Below are 21,356 nucleotides of genomic sequence, written 5' to 3' on the forward strand. Positions count from 1 at the left end.
TTTATTTGCCCATTAGATAGTCATTTTAATAATTATCCATCCAGAATAATAAGTTTTACAAATTTTTCACAAAAGAATTGACAACTTTTCAACATTTTTTAGTTTTAAAAAATGTCTGATAAGATATATTATGTTAAATTTTGTGATAAAATATTGGTTAAAAAAGGCAGATTATTGATAATTTTGCGCAAGGAGCTTCAGTGCGAAGGTGCGATAGCACCAGAAGCAATCTCGACTTTACCCCTTTTGTCTAATAAAGAGATTGCCACTCCTAACCTTTGGTGAGAGCTGTAATTAAAATTTTTTAAAAAATCGCTCAATTTAGAAATATTAACTTGACAACTGATAAAAAAAATAAATATAATGCCAATATGTTTTACAGAATTCATCCAATTGTTGTTGGAGCAAAGATATTTGATAAAGGTATGATGACTTATCAGCACGATTATGGAAAGCCTTTTGTAATTCCTATATTTTCTTGGTATATTGAAGGTGCAGACAAAAACATTCTTATTGACACAGGAGAATTCAGACCTCGCACATCATCTGAAATAGAAAAAGCTATTGGAAAAGTTTACACATTTGAAGAGGGACTTGCTAAATTTGGTTTAAAACCTGAAGATATAGACATTGTAATTCACACTCATCTTCACAACGACCACTGCGAGAATGATTCAAAATGTGTGAATGCAATTTTTTATATCCATGAAAAAGAGCTAGAACAAATCCATAATCCTCATCCCCTTGATTTTAGATACAACGAAGAATTTATTCTTGAAATTGAACAAAATAAACAAATTGTAAAACTAAAAGAAGATAAGGAGATTCTGCCTGGAATAAAGATGATTCACACACCTGCCCATACACCAGGTGGCATGTCAGTCCTTATCAATACAGAAAAAGGCCCAGTCTTAATTACAGGCTTTTGTATCATTGAGGAAAATTTAAATCCACCCCCTAAAATACTTGGAATGGGAATGGAGGTTATTCCTCCCGGAACTCTTATTAATTCTTATCAAGCCTATGATATAATTTTACAGTCAAAAGATATGGCGGATATTGTTATTCCTCTTCACGAACCGAAATATGCTTTTATAGAGAGTATTCCTTAAAGTGCAAAAAATAATCTTAGTTGCCCACGGAAGCCCTAAAAAAGACAGTAACAATCTTGAAGATTTTTCAAAATCTCTATCTTTAAAACTTAATAAAAATGCAGAAGACGTAAAGTATGCCTATCTTCAATTCAACTCCCCTACTCTTCTAGAAGCAATCCAGAAATGCATTGATGAAGGAGCTACTGAAATAATAATTCATCCCCTATTTTTGTTTTCAGGCACCCATGTAAACTATCAAATCCCTGAAATAATCAAAAAGTTTCAATCACTATATCCTCAAATAAAAATTATCTGCACAAAACCACTTGGATTGGATGAAAAATTGATTGATATTATAAAAGAAAGACTTGAAGAAATCAAATAAAATCAAAGTTTTACTATTCTACACCATACTTTAGTTCTATAACCTTAGTCTCAAAAAATCCAACTTTAGTTAAGTGCAAAATCAAACTAGTGATTGATTATCATTTTTTTCTGCATATGTTAAAGTTAAATCAAGAGCAAAGCCCGACATATAAGAGGCTTAAAAATCCGAAAAAGAAAGGTGGTGAAAAGAGATGAAAAAAATAACAAGCATAATCTTTGCACTTTTACTTATAATTGCTATTCCTGCAATGAGTATGGCATTTTGCAATGGTGGCGGATGTAATCCTACCCCTTCTTGTGGAGGAGATGGATACCATGGCTGCACAGAAGCAGAGATAACACAAATTGGAATGCTAAACCAGGCAACAATTAAACAGTATGGTGGAGCTTTCTCTAATAATCTTGCCACAATTGACCAGAATGGATTCCATAATAGTGCAAACATCAAGCAGGCAGCATTTTCAATGTTTAATGAAGCAGCTATTTATCAGAACGGAAGCTGTAACAAAGCTGATATTGAACAGTATGGCTGGACAAATGATGCATTCATTAACCAGTATGGAATGGGCAATAATGCAAATATTGACCAGTACAGTTCAAAGAATCTTGCAACAATTAATCAATCTGGAATCGGCAATAGCGGCTCCATAACACAAGGAATGATGGGTAGTGGATACACAGCCACTATTTATCAGGCTGGTTGGGCTAATTCAGCTACAGTTCTTCAGTATTAAAAGTTTTCATGAATATCAGTTATGTCGGGCTAAAATTGGGGCGGAAAGAACCGCCCCAATTAATTAAAAGGGAGGTAAGGATGAGATGGATTAATATGCTTCTTATGTTTCTGATGGCAATACCAGCAAGTGCTTATGCTTTTGAATGTGGATATGATGGATACCACGGATGCAGTAGCGCCAATATAGAGCAAATAGGAAGTTTAAACAATGCCCAAATCAAGCAAGTTCCATTAAATAGAGCAAGTATTATCCAAGAAGGATTGAAAAATAATGCAACAATTAATCAGACTATTGTATCCATCAAAAATAACGCAGATGTCATTCAGTACGGCGCGGTAAACAGAGCATCTGTTAATCAGTCAGGAATTGAGAATTATGCTTATGCTCAGCAGGCAGGCTTCTTTAACTGTGCGGAACAAACACAAAACGGAAACAATAACATAGCTACTGCAAATCAATTTGGAGCTGGAAACTCTTCAACCCAAATACAAATCACTTCTAATAACAAAGCCACTGTGATGCAAATAGGCTTTTTTAATACTTCCTTTCAAATTCAGGGCATACATGGAACGGGTTGGAATTACAACAATCTCATTCAAATAGGTATAGGGAAATTAAACATAGTTGTTCAGTGATGATAAGGAAAATTTTTATGATAAGTTTTTTATTGTTTTCTACTTGTATTAGTCTGATGTCCGGTGGACAATCCCTTCATGCTAATACTAATCCAAAAGATTATGAGGCATGGTTAGTTGTTGAAACTGATAAAAATCATTTAAAAATTACTGTGTGTTGTAGAAATAATACTTCAGAGAAAGTCATTCTTTTATTGAAATTAACAACCGCAAAGTATGGTAAAAGCGGAATAAGTAAAAGTTCGCAATCATCTGATGTTGTCCTTGAAGCAGGAGAAACCAGATGTTTTCCTTATCTAACAATCAGTGAAAATATTGACGATGAATATAGAATACAACTGAAAGTCTATAAAGATAATATACTCATCGCTGAGGATATGCTTTTTAAAGGGAAGGATTTAAAATGAAGCTATTAATTCATATAACTATAATTTTAATCTCCCTCTATTCTATCTGCTCAGCTCAGATTGAAGGATTAGTTATTGATAAGACTAAATCAAAAATAGGAAGGGATTTTTATGAAAGCTTTTATTTTAAGCTAGAGCGCGTGCCAGAGATGGAAAGCTTTAATATTGTTGTTGAAGAGTTTTTTGATCCTCAGTTTGGGAACAGAGTTTCAATATCTATAAACGGCATAGTTTTATATCAGAACTTTGTAACTTCAAGGTATGATGATATAGAAGAAAAAGCAACTGAAGCTAGCGAGACAATCAATCAATTCTTCCTAAATTTAAAAGAATATCAAAAAATACTTGAAGAAGAAGGAAAAATAAGATAAAAGGAGGGTTTAAATGAGAGGATTATTAATTTTTTTCATTTCGACTATTATTGCAAGTTCTGCATTTGGAAGTGAACTCGTTTTTCAATTTACAAACCCGTCATTTGGTGGTAATCCATTGAATGGCTCATTTCTGCTTCAGCAGGCACAACTTCAGAACAAATTTAAGGAAAAAACACCAGAGTCATCCCTAATGGACCAGATGAACCAAATGTATCAAGCTCAATATTTAGGAACAATTCTTGAAGATATTTACAAGGGTAAATTAACTCCTACTGAAGGAGATACATACAATCTGGGAGGTCTGATTATTAAGGTTACAAAGGTGGAAAGCTCGATAATTACACTTAGTATTACAGATACATCAACAGGAAATCAGTGGACTTATCAGATACCATATGGCATTTCGCCATGATAAAGGAAGGAGCGAGAGATGTTAAAAGAAAGATTAGACTTAACTAAATTAGCCATAATACTGCTAATTTCCATATTCTTCACAGGCTGTGTGGCAATGACACCTGAGATAGCTTCAAAAAGAGCAACAAGTGGACCTGACTACATTACCTCTATTCACAAAGACCTTGCCTCACTACCTAAGCCTGAAAAACCTATTCCTGTTGCAGTTTATAAATTTAGAGATCAAACAGGACAGTATAAATCTCCAACAAATGCAACAAACTTCTCAACAGCAGTAACACAAGGTGCAACTTCAATACTTATAAAAGCTCTTGAGGACAGTGGATGGTTTATGCCCCTTGAAAGAGAAGGACTTTCAAATTTACTTCAGGAGAGAAAAATAATTCTTCAGATGCGAGAAATTTATTTAAACGAAGAGCAAAAAAAGACAATAGAGCCTCTTCCTCCTCTTTATTATGCAGGAATTTTGCTTGAAGGCGGAATAATTGGTTATGACTCAAACATTTCCACAGGTGGTGCTGGAGCTAAATATTTTGGAGCAGGTGGTTCAGCAGAGTATAGAGTGGACAGAGTCACAATTTACTTAAGAGCTGTATCTGTTAAAACAGGAGTTATACTTAAAACTGTGCAGACATCAAAAACTGTTCTTTCACAGCAGATATCTTTAGGTATATTCAGATTTGTAAGATTAAATAGACTTCTTGAGGCTGAGACAGGTATAGCCTTTAATGAACCAGTTGAAATGGCTGTGCAAGAAGCTATTGAAAAGGCTGTGCATGATTTAATAGTTGAAGGTTTCAGGGTAGGAATCTGGAAACCAAAGGATGAAAAGGAATTTGAGCAGTTTTTAAAGAAATACGAAGAGGAAAAAAGCAAAAAGCTCTACGGTGAAAAAATTGATGAATCAACATGGCCCGATACTAAAGATGGTGATATTTCAAAAAAGCTTTTTAAATGATTAAATTGACATTGCAAGGCCCGCTCAGGGGCTAAGCAATGTCAGTCTTTTTTATATTTTTGTGGTTGAAATTGAAAAACATTTTAAATTGTCATAAAATTAAAATATCACTATCAGCTCTAAGGATTATTTTATAAGGTTTCTATTTTTCTAGCCTAAAGATTAAAATTGATTATCCGAACTATGAATTTTCCAATAGAGAGCGTCTCTTTGAAATTTTTTAACTTAGACAACAAAACTATTTTACTATTTCTAAGTAACTGTAGTCTAAAGAATGCTAAAAAAGTATTTAATCGTATTAAGTCTGAACTTGACAAAATTGATAGTAATTGTAAATTTTCACCAATTTTTTTTGAAATCAAACTTTTAAAAATTCTCCAAGAGGAGAAATTTTTTCTAAATTTTTGTCAGCTTAAATTACTGCTTCATTAATGTTCAATATCATCGCATATTTTTATGAGGTCATACCGCTTCTTTATATTGAGCTTTTTAAAAATATTATTAATGTGAGTCTTTACTGTTTGCTCAGCAATAAAAAGCGAATTTGCAATCTCTCTGTTGGATGATCCTTTACATATCATATCAATAATCTGTTTTTCCCTGGCAGTAAAGTGGATATCAAAGGACGATTTTTTTCTAAAGATATTGTTCATCAAACAACCTATATACTCTCTACTCAACCATAACTCGCCATCGCAAATCATTTTTAATGCCTTTTTAAATAGATTAAAATCAGAATTTGAAGAGATTACTCCCTTGATATTGTGATTAATAATTGCTGATAAAATCTCTTTTTTCTGATTTCCTAATTCTAAGATTACAATTTTTAAGTTTGGATATTTCTCTTTTACAGACCTGATTTTATAGATATCAGTAACAACAATTTCAGGAACTGAATTTTCATTTTGTGAAATGATATCGCAATCTATTTCTTTCGATAATGATGCGCTTAATAAATCCTTTAATAAAACGCATTTTAAATCGACTAATATTTTCAAAATAGCCTCTTTATTTTGTAATGGTTATATTATATCAACTAAGTTGTGAAATAGCAAATAAATATTTTTTTAGGATATAATTAATTTGATGAATATTGAATTAAAACTCAAAAAATTGAAAATCGAACTGCCAGAAACTCCAAAGCCTCTTGCTTCTTATATTCCAATACTGCAGATTGGAAATTTAGTTTTTCTAAGTGGAATTTTACCACTTAGAGATGGAAAATTAATTAAAAAAGGTAAGGTTGGGCAGGAACTTAATGTTGAAGAGGCTCAAAAAGAAGCAAGACAGTGTGTGATAAATGCTCTTTCAATTCTTAAAAGTTATCTTGGCAGTCTTGATAGAGTTAAAAGATGTGTAAAAATCGCAGGTTATGTGGCTTCTTCTGCAAATTTTACTGAGCAACATCTGGTTATGAACGGAGCATCGGAATTTCTGGTTGAAGTTTTTGAAGAGGCGGGAAAACATACAAGGGTGGCTGTTGGTGTAAACAGTCTTCCAATGGATGCCTCAGTTGAAGTTGAATTTATATTTGAAATAAAGGAGTAAACCATGAAATACGGAGAGAAGGCAATTCAAGAGGCAAAACTAGAAGATTGGGAAAACCCTTATCCTGACAGAAATTACGAAATAGAGATTACTTTTCCTGAGTTCACTTGTTTATGTCCCCGCTCTGGTTATCCTGATTTTGCAACAATAAGGATAAAATACATTCCAGACAAAAAAATTGTTGAACTTAAATCCCTAAAACTTTATCTTAATTCATACAGAAACACTTATATCTCCCATGAGGCAGTAACAAATAAAATTTATGATGACTTGAACAATCTCCTACAACCCCGCTACATTGAAGTGATAGGAGACTTTAATCCTCGTGGTAATGTAAAAACAATAATTAAAGTCTCATCAAAAAGTTAAAAAATTTATATAAAACCCTTATTAGGCTGTAATGGTTAGGTTGTAGTGGTACTCTCATAAAAACAATTTTGCTTCAGCATTCTATTTGTCATTACGACCATCACCGAAGGTGAGGCTTGGCAATCTTATAGAAAGGAGAGATTGCTTAGTCGCGAAGCCTGACATAAGCCGAAGGCGTGGTATCCATTAGCAATGACACCCAAGAATCGTTTAATTTAGATCTTGATTTAGCTTGTATGTCTATCTGCGACTTTAGAGGCTCCAAAGGAATCTGGTTTGGTTACTGCGATGTAACCTGAGCCTACAATCATTTTGATTACTTCTTTTACTAACGTTCTTGTTGCTCCATTTTTTCCAACATCAAGATGAATTTCAACAGGCAAAGAACTTAAGCCATTTTCAGAGAGCTTTTTCTTTAAAATTTCAGCGATTTCAAGACTTAAAGATGCCTCGGTGAATATACGAAGTTTCAGGTTTTCCATTTTCTCGTGTCTTGTTTTTCTGTAAAAATATATTCCGCCTGCACCCTTGCGATGAACAATAATAGCTGTTACAAATACTGTTTCCTCACCAGGAAATGAATCGCTTCCTACAATAAGACTATATTTCTTTTCAGGCTCTTTTTTAATAAATTCAACAATTTTCTCAAAAACCTGTTCAAAAGAAATATACCCGAAAGTTGGACTGTTAAAATAAAATCTTTGTAACGACTCCGTATCCATCTTTATATTTTCATTTTACCATAATTCATTGCTGTCCAAAATAATCTAAACTCATAAAAAACATCCGCATAAAATAAGACTTTTGGACAAGAAAATTTGCTTTTTCAAAATCAGGTTACCCCCTTTCTTTTTATTTGCTGTCCAATTAAACAAGTCTAAATTTTAACTGTTCTATTTGAGGCTCAATTTGCGGTGTCTCTGTCGGTTTATTTATCCATTCCCATAAATTCCTATATGTAAATAGGTTTAGTCTCAACAATGCAACTAGATTACTTAATGACCATCCAAATGTTGATAACTCTTTCAGATACTTCAGTATCAGTATCGCTATTAATGCCGTCCATATCTGTATCTTAAGTGCATTCGCTGATGTCCCTACAAAGGTTTTTACTCTTAGATTTTGTTTCAATGTCTTAAAAAATCTGCCCTGCCATCTGTCTTTGTATATCTCTGATATGGTCGTTGCACCAAAGTTCAGTTGGTTCGTGAGTAGCACAACTGTATCTTTTGTTTCCTTATCCATGACCTCTATCCTCCGTAGCTCATATGGACAGTCTTGCTCTGCATAAAAACCCTTAAGCTTGATTATCTCATCCCGAATTATGTTTCTGTTCTTTGGCACTGGTAGGCTCTTTATCACTTTATAAGAGGCGTTGTCCTTTAACCTTGTTACAAAATATACCCCCTCCTCTGTCCATCTACCAAATAAAGCATAGTCAACACACCCTCTGTCTATTACTACTATGGCACCAGAACAAAATTGAAGTCTCCTTAATATGTTTACTTCGTGCACTTTACCTTCTGTTATATGCGCATATTCAGGTAAATATCCTGAGTGGTCAAGTAGTAAATGCAACTTTACCGCACCTTTAGTCTTTCTGAATTTTGCCCAGTCAAATACTGTTGCACACAACTCTATTACAGATGCATCAAAGCTCATTAGCTTGTTCTTAAATCTGAATTTCCTCTTGCCAGTAAATTTAGACTGACATCTCTGAAGAAGCATATAAAATACTGCTTGAAAAAGTTCCCACGGTCTGTGTTCATTTGCATAGGCAAGGGTAGAGCTCTTTGGAGCTTCTTTTATACCAAGATGTCTTAACTTGCCAATACAACTGGCAAGTCCATTACATATCTCTCTTAGAGAATGCGCCTGCCCAAGTTGACAAAATAACATAGCTACAAATTGCCCCCAACTCGTAAACCCTTTTGCTCTACGCTCAGCTTCTGTCTGCTTTGACTGACTTCTCAAATTCTAATCTTGGAAAAAGGGATAGAATTTGACTGAAAATACTGCTATACTTATTCATATACACCTCCGATCTGGGTCTTTAATTTTTAAGCTAAATGTTTATCTATTTTACCCAGATCGGAGCTTTTTAAAAAATTTATTTTGGACAAGAGTGACCATAATTATATTTCTATGTGCTTTCATAATACCCCCTCTCAAACAAATTATAAATCTTTTATTTTCAATATAAAAAAATACCTTGACAGGTTTGGTAATTATTTGCTTAGAATTAGTTAGCATTAAAAAACAAAAAAAGGAGGGAAATATGCGAAGGTTACGAACATTATTGCTTGTGACATTTCTGGTAAGTTCGTTGCTTTTTTCTATTGAAGTTCTCTCAACGGAGAAACCAAAGATAGCAAAGCCATGTTCAGCACCGGGATGTCATACTGCGAAGTCTAATGAAGTTTGGGGCACATTGGTTTCAGCATCTGGTAAAGCTGAATTAATTCAGGTTGATACTGGCGTTGTATGGACTTTCAAATTTGACGAAAACACGACTCTTAAGAACTGGAAACAGCCAATTAACAAATTACCAAAGGGCAAAGAAGTTTCCATAACCTACGAGGAGAAAGATGGACAATTCTATGCAAAATCTATTGCCGCTAAGCCTCTTGTCTCTGTTGACCCGGCAAAAGTAATCAAAGCAGAGGAAGTCAAAAAAATTGCAGAAGAGGGCAAAGGTCTTATCATAGACTGTAGACCACCAGCAAGATATCATGAAGGACATATTCCGGGAGCAATCAATATTTGGTATGTTGAGTTTGACAAACACATTGATAAACTCCCTAAGGACAAAAATAGCTTAATTGTTTACTACTGTGGAGGACCTACCTGCGTATTATCACCAAGTTCAGCCAGAAAGGCAGAAGCTTTAGGATACACTAATGTAAAGCAATATACGGATGGAATGCCTGACTGGAAAAAGAAAGGATATCCAGTAGCATCAACAGTTGTTAATCTAAAGGAGCTAATCTCAAAAGATATACCACATGTATTAATTGATGTAAGACCTACCAATGTTGCAGAAAAAGAACACATACCTGGTGCTGTAAACATTCCACTTGAGGACCTTGAAAAATCTAAGAACAGATTTAATATCAAAAAATCAGCACCAATTATTATCTATTGCACCAAAGATAATCTTTCCCAAAAAGCCTTTGAAATTATCAGAAAATGGGGATTTGCAAATGCTTCATATTTAAAGGGTGGCATAGAAGAGTGGAAGAAAGCTGGTGGACAAGTAGCTTCAGGTCAGCTAAAGAAAGAGATTGTATATGTTCCCAAACCAAAACCCGGTGAAATAACTCCAGAGGAATTTAAGAAGCTTTTAGCTGATACTTCAAAGAAAAAGCTTATTATTGATGTAAGAGATGTGGAAGAGACGGCAGAAGGAATGATTAAGGGTGCTATAAACATTCCAGTCGACGAAATAAAAGACAGGGTTAAGGAAATACCAAAAGACAAAGAGATAATTATAATTGTTCATTGTGCTACTGGAGTTAGAGCAGAAATGGCATATAATATACTTAAAGAACTCGGATATGAAAATGTAAAATTCCTCAACGCAAATATTAAGATTCAAAAGGATGGTAAGTTTGAAATAACAAAGGAAGATTAATAAATGGGGAGGGTCTAACCCTCCCTTAATAAAAAAAATGGAGGTTTGAAATGCCCTACTATGTTGTTTTAAGCAAGTTAACAGATGATGGAAGAAAAACTCTGAAGGAAAAACCAGAAAGAATTTTTGAGGTAAACAAGGAGCTTGAGAAGATGGGAGTAAAAGTTTTGGAGCAGTTTGCAGTGCTTGGTCCTTATGATTTCGTAAATATAGTTGAGGCAACTGATAATGACACAATTTTTAAAATGTCTGTTGAATTAGGCTCAAGGGGCACAGTTGAGCTTCTAAGTATGCCAGCTCTGAAGGTAGAGGAGTTGGTAAAAAAATAACAGTAAGTTAGATTTACATAGTTTTTGCATAAACCGCAGCACCAATTGCGCCTGCCAGTTGATGTAAGGAGTTTGTTTTGATTTTTTTGCCCAAATCCCTCTCAAGTAGATTTATCAATAGTTTATTTGAAGCACAACCACCAACAAAAACTATATCGTCAACCAATGGAATTCTTTTTGCCATTGAGGCAACTTTCTTGCTTATTGATTTATGAATTGCTATCGCAATTTCTTCTCTTGAAACGCCACTACTGATTAATGATATAACCTCAGATTCTGCAAAAACAGTGCACATGCTACTGATTGTCAGTCCAGAATCGTAAGACTCTGGTATATTTGCAAACTCCTCAATTGAGTATCCAAGTGCATTTGCCATTATCTCTAAAAATCTTCCAGTACCTGCAGCACACACGATGACAGCAAAAAACATTTAATTTTCTGATTGTTATAGCAATTATTGGATTTCTATTGCTCCCTTTTTTAAGGAAATTTTCACAATTTAGGTAAATAAATGAATTATGATAAAATAAATAAGCTTTAATTTTTCAGACTTTAAATATTCACAATTTCATAACAGGAGGAAAAATGAATATTACACGAAAACAGCTCGCAAATGCTATAAGAGCCCTAAGCATTGACGCTATTGAAAAAGCAAAGTCAGGGCATCCGGGAGCACCTCTTGGAATGGCAGATATTGCTGAGGTGCTATGGAATGATTTTATGAAGCACAATCCGTCAAATCCCAAATGGATAAACAGAGACAGGTTTGTGCTTTCCAATGGTCACGCATCCATGCTTCTTTACAGTCTGCTGCATCTCACAGGATACGATGTAACAATAGAAGACATAAAAGCATTTAGACAGCTTCATTCAAAAACAGCAGGACATCCAGAATATGGGCTCTGCCCTGGAGTTGAGACAACAACAGGTCCGCTTGGACAGGGACTGGCAAATGCTGTTGGAATGGCAATTGCTGAAAAAATACTATCTGATACATTCAATCGGGGAGATTTAAAAATCATAGACCACTACACCTATGTATTCTGTGGTGATGGTGACCTTATGGAAGGTGTTGCCCATGAAGCTATATCACTTGCAGGCACTCTTGGGCTTGGAAAACTTATCGTATTCTGGGATAACAATGGAATTTCTATTGACGGCGAGGTGGAAGATTGGTTCTCAGAGGATGTGCCAAAAAGATTCAAAGCCTGCGGATGGCATGTCATAAAAGATGTTGATGGTCACAATCCAGATGCTATAAAAGAAGCAATAATTGAGGCAAGAAATCAAACAGTAAAGCCAACTCTAATATGTTGTAAAACAATAATAGGATATGGCTCACCAAACAAAGCCTGCAAAGAAGTGTGTCATGGCTCTCCATTGGGTGAGAAAGAAGTTGAACTTGTAAGAAAACAAATAAACTGGAATTATCCACCATTTGTAATTCCTGATGATATATACAAAGCATGGGATGCAAGACAAAAAGGAGCTCAGTGGGAAAAGGAGTGGAATGAGCTTTTTGAAGAATATCGTAAGCATTATCCTGAGCTCGCAGCAGAGTTTTTAAGAAGAATGAATGCACAGTTGCCTGAAAATTTTGCAAAGGAGGCTGATTATTTAGTTGCCAAAACTCAAATTGAAGGAAAAGACATGGCAACAAGGCAGTCTGCAAATCTTGCCCTTGAAAAATATGCAAGTATTATTCCTGAGCTTTTGGGAGGTTCAGCAGACCTCACTCCTTCAAATCTAACAGCTTGGTCAGGGTCTCAAGCTATCAAAAAGTGCCTGCCCTTTACTGGAAAAAATTATATCCATTACGGAGTGCGAGAATTTTCAATGGCTGCAATAATGAATGGAATAGCTCTTCATGGTGGTTTTATTCCATATGGCGGAACATTTTTAGTATTTTCCGACTATGCAAGAAATGCAATTCGCTTGTCTTCAATGATGAAACAGCGAGTGATATATGTTTTTACACATGACTCTATAGGAGTTGGAGAAGATGGACCTACTCATCAGCCTGTTGAACATATTACAAGTTTAAGGCTTATACCAGGTCTGACTGTTATAAGACCAGCTGATGATGTTGAGGCAGCAGTAGCTTGGAGACAGGCAATAGAGCGAAAAGACGGCCCAACATGCTTAGTCCTTTCAAGACAAAAAGTTACTCATCAAAACAGAACTAACGAGCAAATAGCAAATATTTATAAAGGTGGATACATTCTCTACGAACCAGATAAAACTCCAAATGCAATAATCATTGCCACTGGTTCAGAGGTAGAAATTGCAATGAAAGCTGTTGATATTCTCAAAGAAAAAGGAATACCAACAAGAGTTGTTTCTATGCCAAGCATTGAAATATTTGAAATGCAGGAAAAATCATACAAGGAATATGTGCTTCCATCCGATATTACAGCAAGAGTAGCCGTTGAGGCTGGTAGCACGCTCGGATGGTATAAATATGTTGGAAGCAAAGGAAAAGTCATAGGAATTGACCGTTTTGGAGAGTCTGCACCTGCCAAGATTTTATATGAATATTTTGGAATCACTCCTGAAAGGGTAGCAGAAGCAGTTATTGAAGTGATAAGTAACAAATAAGGAGAATCAAAAATATGAATGAAATAATTCTTGCTCCATCCCTTTTGTCCTCTGATTTTGGAAGACTTTATGAGGAACTTCAGCAATTAGAGGATGCTGGGCTTAAGTGGGTGCATTGGGATGTAATGGATGGTGTTTTTGTGCCAAATATTACAGTTGGTCCTTGTGTCATTGAGGCTTGCAGAAAAAAAAGCAAGCTTACTTTTGATGTCCACTTAATGATTGTCAATCCAAGCAGATACATACAAGCCTTTGTAGATGCAGGAGCTGATGTATTATGTATTCACGCAGAGGCAGAAATTCATCTTGAAAGAGCAATAAGTGAAATTGCCCGTCTTGGTGCTAAACCAGCTGTTGCTCTTAATCCTCACACACCATTGGAGCAAATTGAATACTTGCTCCCTGAGCTTTATATGGTTTTAATTATGAGTGTCAATCCTGGATTTGGAGGGCAGAAGTTTATTCCATTTAGCTTAAAAAAGATTGAAAGACTAAGAGAAATGATAGATAAATCAGGATTAAAAACACTTATTCAGGTTGACGGAGGAGTAACGCTGGAAAATGCAAGGGAAATAGTTAAAGCAGGAGCAAATATTCTTGTATCTGGCTCTGCTTTTTTTAATCATCCTCCATATAAAGCAAGGTATAAAGCTTTCATGAAAGAATTTAGTAAAAATTAGAGGTTAAATTGAGCGATTTTTTATATAAAAAGATTGTTAGACAGATATTGCAAGCCTGCTGTAAGGCAATTATGGCGATTACACTCAAAGACCATTTGTTCGTCATTTTGAGTGATACTTATCGTCGTTGCAAGGTATTTTTCATCGTTGCGAAGTATTACCCTTCATCGTTGCGAGTTGTTCTCCTTAATAGTCATTACGGAGCAATTTCTACTACATTATTGCAGACATTAATCTCTTTGTCATTGCAGATATTAACCTTTTTGTCATTGTGGACATTAACCTCTTTGTCATTGCGAGCGAAGCGAAGCAATCTCCTCTTTTCCATTTTCACCGAGGAGGAGATCACTTCGGCTTGCTTCGCAAGATTTGTGATGACAAGAAAAAGTTCCTTCGCAAGCTTTGTGATGACGACAAAGTCACCATTGCGAGTGGTCGCCATGCCTCGTCATTGCGAGGCATCCGCAGGATGCCGAAGCAATCTCGCCTTTCGCGACAGGTCCGTGACAAAGCAATCTCAAAGATTGCTATTAAGCCTATTTGACGAAAAATGTTTTCACAATTACGCTTGAGAATCGCACAATTTATGTAGGAGGTAAAATGGAAGAAATTATTTCCGTTGGAATAATTGGAGCAGGTCCTGCTGGAATCGCTGCAGCAGTTGAGTGTAAAGTCAATGGAATAGACAATGTTGTTATTTTTGAAAAAACATCAAAGCCCTGCGCGACCCTAAGAAGGCTTTATCCTGCAGGAAAAAGAGTAGATAAGACATACAAAGGTATAACATTAGAGGCAGAAGGAATCTGCACATTTGAGACAGAGACAAAGGAAGAATTTCTCAAAAGAATGAAGGAATATATAATAAAATATGCGATAAAAATAGAGTTTGAAGTTGAGATAAATGGATTGAAAAGGCAGGAAAACTCTTATATTCTTAAAGCAGGAACATATGAGGTTGCTAAGGCTAAAGCAGTAATCATAGCAACTGGAGTTTTTGACAGACCCAAAAAACCTTCCTATTCTATTCCAAAAGAAGTTCAGGATAGAGTATTTTTTGAAATCCCAAAGGAAATTCCAGAGGGAGAAAAGGTTCTTGTTGTTGGTGGTGGCAACACTGCTGCAGAACTTGCATGTTTGCTTGCTGGAAAATGTGATGTAAAGATGGCATACAGAAGACATCAGTTTTTTAGAATAAACGAAGAAAATCTTAATGAGCTTGAAAAAAGAAAAGAGCAGATAACCTTTTATCTTGGAAAAGACATCGTAGGATTAGAACCTGACAAAGATGGAGTTAAAGCAGTGTTTCAGGATGGGCATACAGAAGTTTTTTCAAAAATTTTTTACTGTCTTGGTGGAAGCACTCCTAAAGTTTTTCTTGAAAGAATGGGAATAGCTTTCAACAACAACTCTCCAATGATTGATGAATTTGGAGAGAGTAATCTTCAAAAGGTTTTCCTCATAGGAGATGTTGCTGTAAAAAGTGGTTCAATAATGCATGCCTTTAATTCAGCCCATAGAGCTGTAAAAAGGATTTTGGAAAAATATCCTGATATTAAGTAATCAGGAAGTTTCTAAAAATTCTCTGAATTTTTGAGGCACAATCCATTCTATACCTAATTTATCAGCCCACTTAATTAGACCTTGATCTCCTGTGACAAGTGCTCCTTTAATCTCAAGACATAGGAAAATGAGGTCAACATCTTCCTTACTGTCAATGATGCCCTCACGAAGTGCTTCTCTGTATTTTTTCCGTAAATCCTTTATGGTTTCATCAACTCCTTTTTGACTGACAGCGCGTACTGCATTTTCAGCTACACGCAATCCTTTATTCACCCTACCCCTTATCTCCTCAACAAGTTCATAAAAAAATATTGCAGGACATAATATTCTGTGTTTGTCCGGAGATTTAATTCTAATAAGGCTGTAGAAATCAGCTGGAATTTTTTTCTCGTCTGCAAAATACATCAATTCTTTAAAAACTGAAGAAGGAATGTAAAAATCTAACTTATTGGCATTTTTTTTGGTTATTTTTAAAAACTCTTCAATTGCGGATTCAGGGGTATCTCCAAAATAGCCTCTTACATCAGGATTAACAAAAACGCTTGTATCTAAAACGATCTTTCGTTTTTTATTTAGAAACCAAAACATTAAAATTCACAGCCCCTCAGGTCAACCTCAAAGGTATTCCATTTGTTGCAAACACTGCATCTTCCAGTCCATTCATCAAAAGCAGAATGGCATTCTTTGCAGATGTAAGTGATGCTGGAGACTTTGTTTTCAGGCCAAAGTTGCTTAAACTCGGTAACAGCCATTTGGACCTGATTTCTTCGTAGATATAAATAGCATTTAATGCAATGCAGCTTAGGCGTTGAACAAATAGCAGGATCAATAGCAGATAAAGTCTCTATAGCATCATCAATCATCTCTAATCTGTAATAAAGCCTTCCAAGCAGAAATTTTAATTCTATGTTTTCAGGCTGTTCATTGATTGACTGCAGATAAACCTGTATCAATCTTTTTGGGTCACCCATGCTGATAAGCAGGTCTTCAAGTCTTAAAAGCAGAAGATTTGACTTTAACTCTTTATATGATTTTTTAAGAAATTCAACTGCCTCTTCAATCTCACCCTTTGCAATCATGACTTCAGCAAGTCCTAAATAGGCTGAAATAAAGTTGGTAGAACTTTTAATTATGCCCTCAAATACTCTTTCAGCCTTATCAATTTCTCCAGCCTCAAGAGAAACTCTACCGTATTCGTATGTATATCCTACAAGTCTATTTTCTTCCTCCTGTTTTCTATAATCTGGTATTAATTTCAATATTTTCTTCTGAATAGATATCAGCTCTTCCCATTTTTCAAGTTTTTCAAGAATTTCTCTCTTCTTAAAATATGCAGTAACATTGTCAGGCTCAAGATTTATTATCTGGTCAATATAGCTAAGAGCCAATTCTTTATCGTCCATTTTCTCCATAATACTTTCAAGTGAAAAAAGAGGCACTATGTTTTTAGGGTCAAGTTCATAAGCTTTTTTATAGTACTTAAGCGCTGTTTTATAATCCCCCTCTTTTACAGCTAAATCTCCAAGCCGAATAATAGCATCAATATGCTCAGGTTCTTCTTTCAGGATTTCCTGCAAAGCTTCCTTTGCCTCAGAATACTTTTCTCTCATAATTGCATTAAGAGCCTTTGCATAATTTTCCTTAATCTTTTCCTCTCTCTTATGCTTCTTCTGCATCTGAAATCTACTTATCAGATTGGTAGTATCCCTTATGAAAAAAACAACAAACACAAAGAAAGCTCCAAAGCTGAGAGAAAGCAGAATAAGTCCAATTTTCGGCATCTCATAGGATGCACCAAATGGAATTTTCAAAATTACAGTATCTTTATTTTCCATTGCAAAAAGACCGATAATGGTGAGAAAAATAAGAATAAGAAAAATTATAAACTTGGACATCTTAAACTCCTATTGATTGCATTTTTTAATTATACCTTAATTTTTAATTTTAAAGCATCTAAGCGAGCTTAAATGTTTCAATTTAAGCCAATGTCTTATTTTTTATCTTTTATATCATGCTCGTCTTTTGGTGACAAACTATAAATAAAAAATTCTAAAGTTTTAGAAGCACTTATAGCATTTTGTAAACTCTCATAAAGTTCTTCTTCCTTAGAAATTTTTTGGCTTGCCAGAGATATGAAATCAGAAATAGGTTTTAAAAGATTATTCAATTCGTTGGCAACATGTAAAGCAAAATTATTTTGCTGATTTCTTAATACAATCTTATACATAGTGTTTACTAATCTTTCATAATCAACAGGTTTCAGGATATAACCATCTATGTCCATTTCAATGGCTTTCATTAGGTATAAAACTTCGGAATGGGCTGTTATGATAATTATTGGAAGATCATCCCTTAATTTTCTCATTTCTTCAGCCATCTGCAGTCCATTCATATCTAGCATGAGAATATCTGTCAAAACTAAATCTATCTTTGAAATCTTTTCTTTAAATAATTTCAAACCTTCCCTTCCACTACTTGCAGTATAAACTTTTGCAACTCTTCTTGATAAAAATTTTGCCAAAGTCTCTCTCGGTATTAGTTCATCTTCAACATAAAGAACAGTAATTCCTTTTAAAATTTCATCCTTTATATCCATTTAACCCTCCTCTAAAATTACTTTATGAGGTAGATTTTGCTGTAATCAAACTTCATTATAATAACTAACTCCTATGACTCGCAACAGTCTCCCACATTTCCGTCATCGCGAGTTAGCCTCAGCAATAGAAGCAGTATCGCCTTTTATGAGATTGCTTCGGCATCCTGACGGATGCCTCACAATGACCCATCCGCCCCGTCATTGCGATAACATCCCCATTCCGTCATTACGAGGGCATCCCCTCTCCGTCATTGCGAAGACTTTCCTTCTCGTCATTGCGAGGGACGAAGTCCCGAAGCAATCTCATATTTTCCCTTTGTAAAATAAAGATATTGCCATGCCTCACCTTCGGACTGCTTGCAATTTCAAACAATCGTTTAGTTTAAATGTAGGGTAAACATATCGTAAAAACTGCTCCCTTTTCCCAGTTTCCAGCATATATTTTTCCGTTCATATGTTCTTCAATAATCATTTTTGTCATATAAAGTCCTATTCCATCCCCCTTCCCCGGCTTTTTTGTAGTAAAATATGGTTCAAATATTTTATCAATAATTTCTTCAGCAATTCCTCCTCCATTGTCATAAATCTTTATTATAATATCTTTTTGCGCCTTTGCAAACTCTAAACTTATTAATCCGTTTTCCACAGTCAATTTATTTTTCTCTCTTGCATCTAATATAGCGTCTTTTGCATTGTTAATTAGATTCAAAAATACTTGTTTCATTTCATTTGGATAACCTTCAATCATGAAAGCATCACATAAGGATGCCTCAGATAAATCATTAAAGTTTTCAAATGTTTTGTCATGTTCATGACAAATAATTCTGTAACTAATATTGTTGGCTTTTAGCTGAGCTGAAAGCATTGAAAAAACCCATACTGCACAGTTTTTTACATCAAAAATCTCTTTTTCTCTGTCAGGTCTGAAGAAATTCCGGAACTCATCTATGGTGTTAGACATAAATTGAAGCTGTTGCATAGCTTTGTCAATAGATTTACTCAAATATTCCTTGTCAAGTTCGCCAAAATCATAAGCATCTTTTATATCTTGTACTATAGTAGCTACAGCGTTTAAAGGTTGTCTCCATTGATGAGCTATGGCAGCTAACATTTCTCCCATTGCTACAAGCCGTGATTGATGAGCAATTATACTGTCTTTTTCTCTACTTTTTTGAACTTCCTGCATAACCCTGTCATGAAGTTGAAGAGTTAGTTCTTCTAATGCTTTGTTTTTTTCTTTTAGACTCTCAATTACTTTGTTGATCGTCTCAACAAGGGAGTCAATTTCTACAATATTGCTACGAGTATTTATTATTTGTTCATGTAAAAGCTCTTTTTGAATCCTATCAAGTGGTCTTTTTAATAATCTATAAAGCAAGAACCAAACTATTGCAGTAGACAAAACGAGAAATATAGTAATAGTTATTCCTGTCTGATATGCTTCTTTTGCAAATGTTTGATAATAATTTTCAGGAACTGCTACAACAATATACCAATTCCATAAGGAAAAATACTTGTAATAAGCTGTATATCTGCCTTTTTCCGTTTCTAAATTAAGTATCCCTGCATCTTTGCTAAGATTTTGCTTAGAAAAATATATGTCAGCTATTGTAGTGTAGACAACCTTGTCATTTTCAATGACAAAACCATCTAAGTTTTCCGATGAGAGAAATAAATCTATTTCACTTATAGCGTATTCTTTGATTTTTTCAATCTCTTCTTCTGTAAATTTTTTTGAAGAAGCTGTAAAAGTGTAAAAAGAACGCTCAACAATAGAATACAAAGTGTTAACTCTGGTGTCTAAGAAGCTAATAAGAAGTTCTGAAGCTGTTCTGTCAATATAAGACTTTATCAAAAACATCGCAATAAACGAAGTGGAAGCAAGTATAAGAATTATTGGGATAATTATTCGTGAATTTACACTCTTAAACAAATCTTTCACCCATTAAAAATTCTGGACGGGTATTCTGATAAGGAGGTCTTATGCCTATTTCATTTAGGCATTCCTTGTTGAGTTCCGAGAGAAAAACTTCTTGTGCAATTTTTTTAGTGTCCAAATCAGCTTTTGCAATTTTAAAAATCTGCATTAGTTTTAATATTACCTCGCCTGTTGACTGATAAGGAAATGGATGCCAATCAGACCTTTCTTTACTGAAAGCAAGTGTTAAAGTGTTTTCAGGTATCTCTAAAAAGCCATATTGAGTTTTACGAAGCATTTTTACGAGTTCGGTTCTGTCGTTCATTTTAAACAGCTCAATTGATGCTTTTGATGTTGCCCTTGTAATAGCTTTTACAACTTCCCGTTCAGCTTGAAAGTCTTGATACCGCATAGTTAAAACACAGCATGGATGGTTTTTCCATATATATTTATTTAGCATCTTCGCAGATGCTTCTCCTTTGCTTTCAATAACTGCGTTAACAGGTTCAGGCATCATGAATGCATCAATTTTCTTTTTATGCACATATTCTTCAATTTCTGAGAGACTTACTATGTTTATGCTTGCATCTTTTTCAGGGTCTATCCCATTTTCCATGAGAAAATACTTTGTAAGTAAATAATGGATACTGAGTTTTGAGTGAGACGCAAGCCTTTTGCCTTTGAAGTCTTTAAAGTTTTGTATTCCTGCTCCTTTGACTGCCATTATATTAGAGCCATGTATTCCTAAAATCATTGGAACAACCATTTTTACTGGTGACTGAAAAGGCTCAATCCCTAAATGCACAGCAAATACCATAGGACCAATCACCTGCCCAGCAAATATTTTACCTGATAGAATGTCTTTTACAAGCTCAGGCATGGTTTTGTAGTTTTGAAGAGATACTCTTAAACCTTCTTTTTTGAAATAACCCTTTTGTTCAGCATAAACCAGTGGAACACAACAATGGGAAGGAGCAAAAATGCCAATTTTTACTTCCTTTGCGTAGGAACCAAAAACCTTCGTAATTGTTCCTGACAAGCCATTTGTTGCAAGGGATGAGCTAACATATAAAATTCCTTTTAAAAAATGCCTTCTATTCATTTTTTCCTCCGATGTC

25 protein-coding genes are annotated in these 21,356 nt (G+C 34.9%); 15 read left to right on the plus strand and 10 right to left on the minus strand.

The features are described 5' to 3' along the window. The first annotated feature begins 371 nt into the window (after nucleotides 1–371). The 8 genes from ACYQ3P_RS11270 (at nucleotide 372) to ACYQ3P_RS11305 (ending at nucleotide 5,006) form a co-directional block, all read left to right on the plus strand. Nucleotides 372–1,112, plus strand: a complete 741-nt coding sequence (locus ACYQ3P_RS11270; protein ID WP_460178090.1) for an N-acyl homoserine lactonase family protein — start codon at nucleotides 372–374, stop codon at nucleotides 1,110–1,112. 1 nt (nucleotide 1,113) lies between these two features. Next, nucleotides 1,114–1,479, plus strand: coding sequence for a sirohydrochlorin chelatase (locus tag ACYQ3P_RS11275; RefSeq protein WP_460177961.1), 366 nt, complete (start codon nucleotides 1,114–1,116; stop codon nucleotides 1,477–1,479). Nucleotides 1,480–1,735: 256 nt separating this feature from the next. After that, nucleotides 1,736–2,215 carry a hypothetical protein gene (locus tag ACYQ3P_RS11280; protein ID WP_460177962.1) on the plus strand — a complete coding sequence of 160 codons (480 nt, stop codon included), beginning with the start codon at nucleotides 1,736–1,738 and terminating at the stop codon, nucleotides 2,213–2,215. 80 nt (nucleotides 2,216–2,295) lie between these two features. Then, nucleotides 2,296–2,853, plus strand: coding sequence for a hypothetical protein (locus ACYQ3P_RS11285; RefSeq protein ID WP_460177963.1), 558 nt, complete (start codon nucleotides 2,296–2,298; stop codon nucleotides 2,851–2,853). A 56-nt stretch (nucleotides 2,854–2,909) separates the two neighbouring features. Beyond that, on the plus strand, nucleotides 2,910–3,260 hold the full coding sequence (locus ACYQ3P_RS11290; protein ID WP_460177964.1) for a hypothetical protein: 351 nt from the start codon (nucleotides 2,910–2,912) through the stop codon (nucleotides 3,258–3,260). After that, nucleotides 3,257–3,631, plus strand: coding sequence for a CsgE family curli-type amyloid fiber assembly protein (locus ACYQ3P_RS11295; RefSeq protein WP_460177965.1), 375 nt, complete (start codon nucleotides 3,257–3,259; stop codon nucleotides 3,629–3,631). Before ACYQ3P_RS11290 ends, ACYQ3P_RS11295 begins: the two co-directional genes overlap by 4 nt. 13 nt (nucleotides 3,632–3,644) lie before the next feature. After that, a complete protein-coding gene (locus ACYQ3P_RS11300; RefSeq protein ID WP_460177966.1) occupies nucleotides 3,645–4,046 on the plus strand; it encodes a curli assembly protein CsgF in 402 nt (133 codons plus the stop codon). 18 nt (nucleotides 4,047–4,064) lie between these two features. Next, complete coding sequence (locus ACYQ3P_RS11305) at nucleotides 4,065–5,006, plus strand: CsgG/HfaB family protein (protein ID WP_460177967.1); 942 nt, start codon at nucleotides 4,065–4,067, stop codon at nucleotides 5,004–5,006. Nucleotides 5,007–5,434: 428 nt separating this feature from the next. On the opposite strand, the gene ACYQ3P_RS11310 is transcribed toward ACYQ3P_RS11305, so the two are convergent. Next, entirely contained in the window at nucleotides 5,435–6,004 is a 570-nt protein-coding gene (locus ACYQ3P_RS11310) for a helix-turn-helix transcriptional regulator (protein ID WP_460177968.1), read from the minus strand. Between the two features lie 88 nt (nucleotides 6,005–6,092). Between ACYQ3P_RS11310 and ACYQ3P_RS11315 the strand changes: the two genes are divergently transcribed. Next, nucleotides 6,093–6,554: a RidA family protein gene (locus ACYQ3P_RS11315; RefSeq protein WP_460177969.1), complete on the plus strand. Its 462-nt coding sequence runs from the start codon at nucleotides 6,093–6,095 to the stop codon at nucleotides 6,552–6,554. 3 nt (nucleotides 6,555–6,557) lie between these two features. Beyond that, on the plus strand, nucleotides 6,558–6,923 hold the full coding sequence (gene queF / locus ACYQ3P_RS11320) for a preQ(1) synthase (RefSeq protein WP_460177970.1): 366 nt from the start codon (nucleotides 6,558–6,560) through the stop codon (nucleotides 6,921–6,923). A 227-nt stretch (nucleotides 6,924–7,150) separates the two neighbouring features. Here queF and ACYQ3P_RS11325 read toward each other — a convergent pair whose 3' ends face one another. Both ACYQ3P_RS11325 and ACYQ3P_RS11330 read right to left on the minus strand, forming a co-directional pair. Beyond that, nucleotides 7,151–7,645, minus strand: a complete 495-nt coding sequence (locus tag ACYQ3P_RS11325; RefSeq protein WP_460177971.1) for a ribonuclease H-like YkuK family protein — start codon at nucleotides 7,643–7,645, stop codon at nucleotides 7,151–7,153. A gap of 145 nt (nucleotides 7,646–7,790) precedes the next feature. Next, a complete protein-coding gene (locus ACYQ3P_RS11330; RefSeq protein ID WP_460177972.1) occupies nucleotides 7,791–8,897 on the minus strand; it encodes an IS4 family transposase in 1,107 nt (368 codons plus the stop codon). Nucleotides 8,898–9,201: 304 nt separating this feature from the next. On the opposite strand from ACYQ3P_RS11330, the gene ACYQ3P_RS11335 reads away from it, so the two are divergent. Both ACYQ3P_RS11335 and ACYQ3P_RS11340 read left to right on the plus strand, forming a co-directional pair. Further along, nucleotides 9,202–10,557, plus strand: a complete 1,356-nt coding sequence (locus ACYQ3P_RS11335) for a rhodanese-like domain-containing protein (protein WP_460177973.1) — start codon at nucleotides 9,202–9,204, stop codon at nucleotides 10,555–10,557. 50 nt (nucleotides 10,558–10,607) lie between these two features. After that, a complete protein-coding gene (locus ACYQ3P_RS11340; protein WP_460177974.1) occupies nucleotides 10,608–10,886 on the plus strand; it encodes a GYD domain-containing protein in 279 nt (92 codons plus the stop codon). A 13-nt stretch (nucleotides 10,887–10,899) separates the two neighbouring features. On the opposite strand, the gene ACYQ3P_RS11345 is transcribed toward ACYQ3P_RS11340, so the two are convergent. Beyond that, complete coding sequence (locus tag ACYQ3P_RS11345; protein WP_460177975.1) at nucleotides 10,900–11,316, minus strand: acyl-CoA dehydratase activase; 417 nt, start codon at nucleotides 11,314–11,316, stop codon at nucleotides 10,900–10,902. A 155-nt stretch (nucleotides 11,317–11,471) separates the two neighbouring features. Here ACYQ3P_RS11345 and tkt point away from each other — a divergent pair, with 155 nt between their 5' ends. Next, nucleotides 11,472–13,484 (plus strand): transketolase, encoded by a 2,013-nt coding sequence (gene tkt / locus ACYQ3P_RS11350; RefSeq protein ID WP_460177976.1) that lies wholly within the window; start codon nucleotides 11,472–11,474, stop codon nucleotides 13,482–13,484. A 14-nt stretch (nucleotides 13,485–13,498) separates the two neighbouring features. Further along, nucleotides 13,499–14,164: a ribulose-phosphate 3-epimerase gene (rpe, locus tag ACYQ3P_RS11355; RefSeq protein ID WP_460177977.1), complete on the plus strand. Its 666-nt coding sequence runs from the start codon at nucleotides 13,499–13,501 to the stop codon at nucleotides 14,162–14,164. Between the two features lie 196 nt (nucleotides 14,165–14,360). On the opposite strand, the gene ACYQ3P_RS11360 is transcribed toward rpe, so the two are convergent. Further along, entirely contained in the window at nucleotides 14,361–14,492 is a 132-nt protein-coding gene (locus ACYQ3P_RS11360; protein ID WP_460177978.1) for a hypothetical protein, read from the minus strand. A 272-nt stretch (nucleotides 14,493–14,764) separates the two neighbouring features. On the opposite strand from ACYQ3P_RS11360, the gene ACYQ3P_RS11365 reads away from it, so the two are divergent. Next, the gene (locus ACYQ3P_RS11365; RefSeq protein WP_460177979.1) at nucleotides 14,765–15,724 is read left to right on the plus strand and encodes an NAD(P)-binding domain-containing protein; all 960 of its coding nucleotides are present in this window, start codon (nucleotides 14,765–14,767) and stop codon (nucleotides 15,722–15,724) included. On the opposite strand, the gene ACYQ3P_RS11370 is transcribed toward ACYQ3P_RS11365, so the two are convergent. The 5 genes from ACYQ3P_RS11370 to ACYQ3P_RS11390 form a co-directional block, all read right to left on the minus strand. Beyond that, on the minus strand, nucleotides 15,725–16,312 hold the full coding sequence (locus ACYQ3P_RS11370; RefSeq protein ID WP_460177980.1) for an RNA ligase partner protein: 588 nt from the start codon (nucleotides 16,310–16,312) through the stop codon (nucleotides 15,725–15,727). It abuts the gene before it with no gap. Next, nucleotides 16,312–17,619, minus strand: a complete 1,308-nt coding sequence (locus ACYQ3P_RS11375) for a tetratricopeptide repeat protein (RefSeq protein ID WP_460177981.1) — start codon at nucleotides 17,617–17,619, stop codon at nucleotides 16,312–16,314. Before ACYQ3P_RS11375 ends, ACYQ3P_RS11370 begins: the two co-directional genes overlap by 1 nt. Before the next feature lie 95 nt (nucleotides 17,620–17,714). After that, nucleotides 17,715–18,320, minus strand: coding sequence for a response regulator transcription factor (locus ACYQ3P_RS11380; protein ID WP_460177982.1), 606 nt, complete (start codon nucleotides 18,318–18,320; stop codon nucleotides 17,715–17,717). A gap of 382 nt (nucleotides 18,321–18,702) precedes the next feature. Beyond that, a complete protein-coding gene (locus ACYQ3P_RS11385; RefSeq protein WP_460177983.1) occupies nucleotides 18,703–20,262 on the minus strand; it encodes a sensor histidine kinase in 1,560 nt (519 codons plus the stop codon). Continuing rightward, on the minus strand, nucleotides 20,246–21,340 hold the full coding sequence (locus tag ACYQ3P_RS11390) for an ABC transporter substrate-binding protein (protein ID WP_460177984.1): 1,095 nt from the start codon (nucleotides 21,338–21,340) through the stop codon (nucleotides 20,246–20,248). The genes ACYQ3P_RS11385 and ACYQ3P_RS11390 overlap by 17 nt, the downstream gene beginning before the upstream one ends. Between the last annotated feature and the right edge of the window lie 16 nt (nucleotides 21,341–21,356).

The organism is Thermodesulfovibrio hydrogeniphilus, assembly GCF_054657355.1.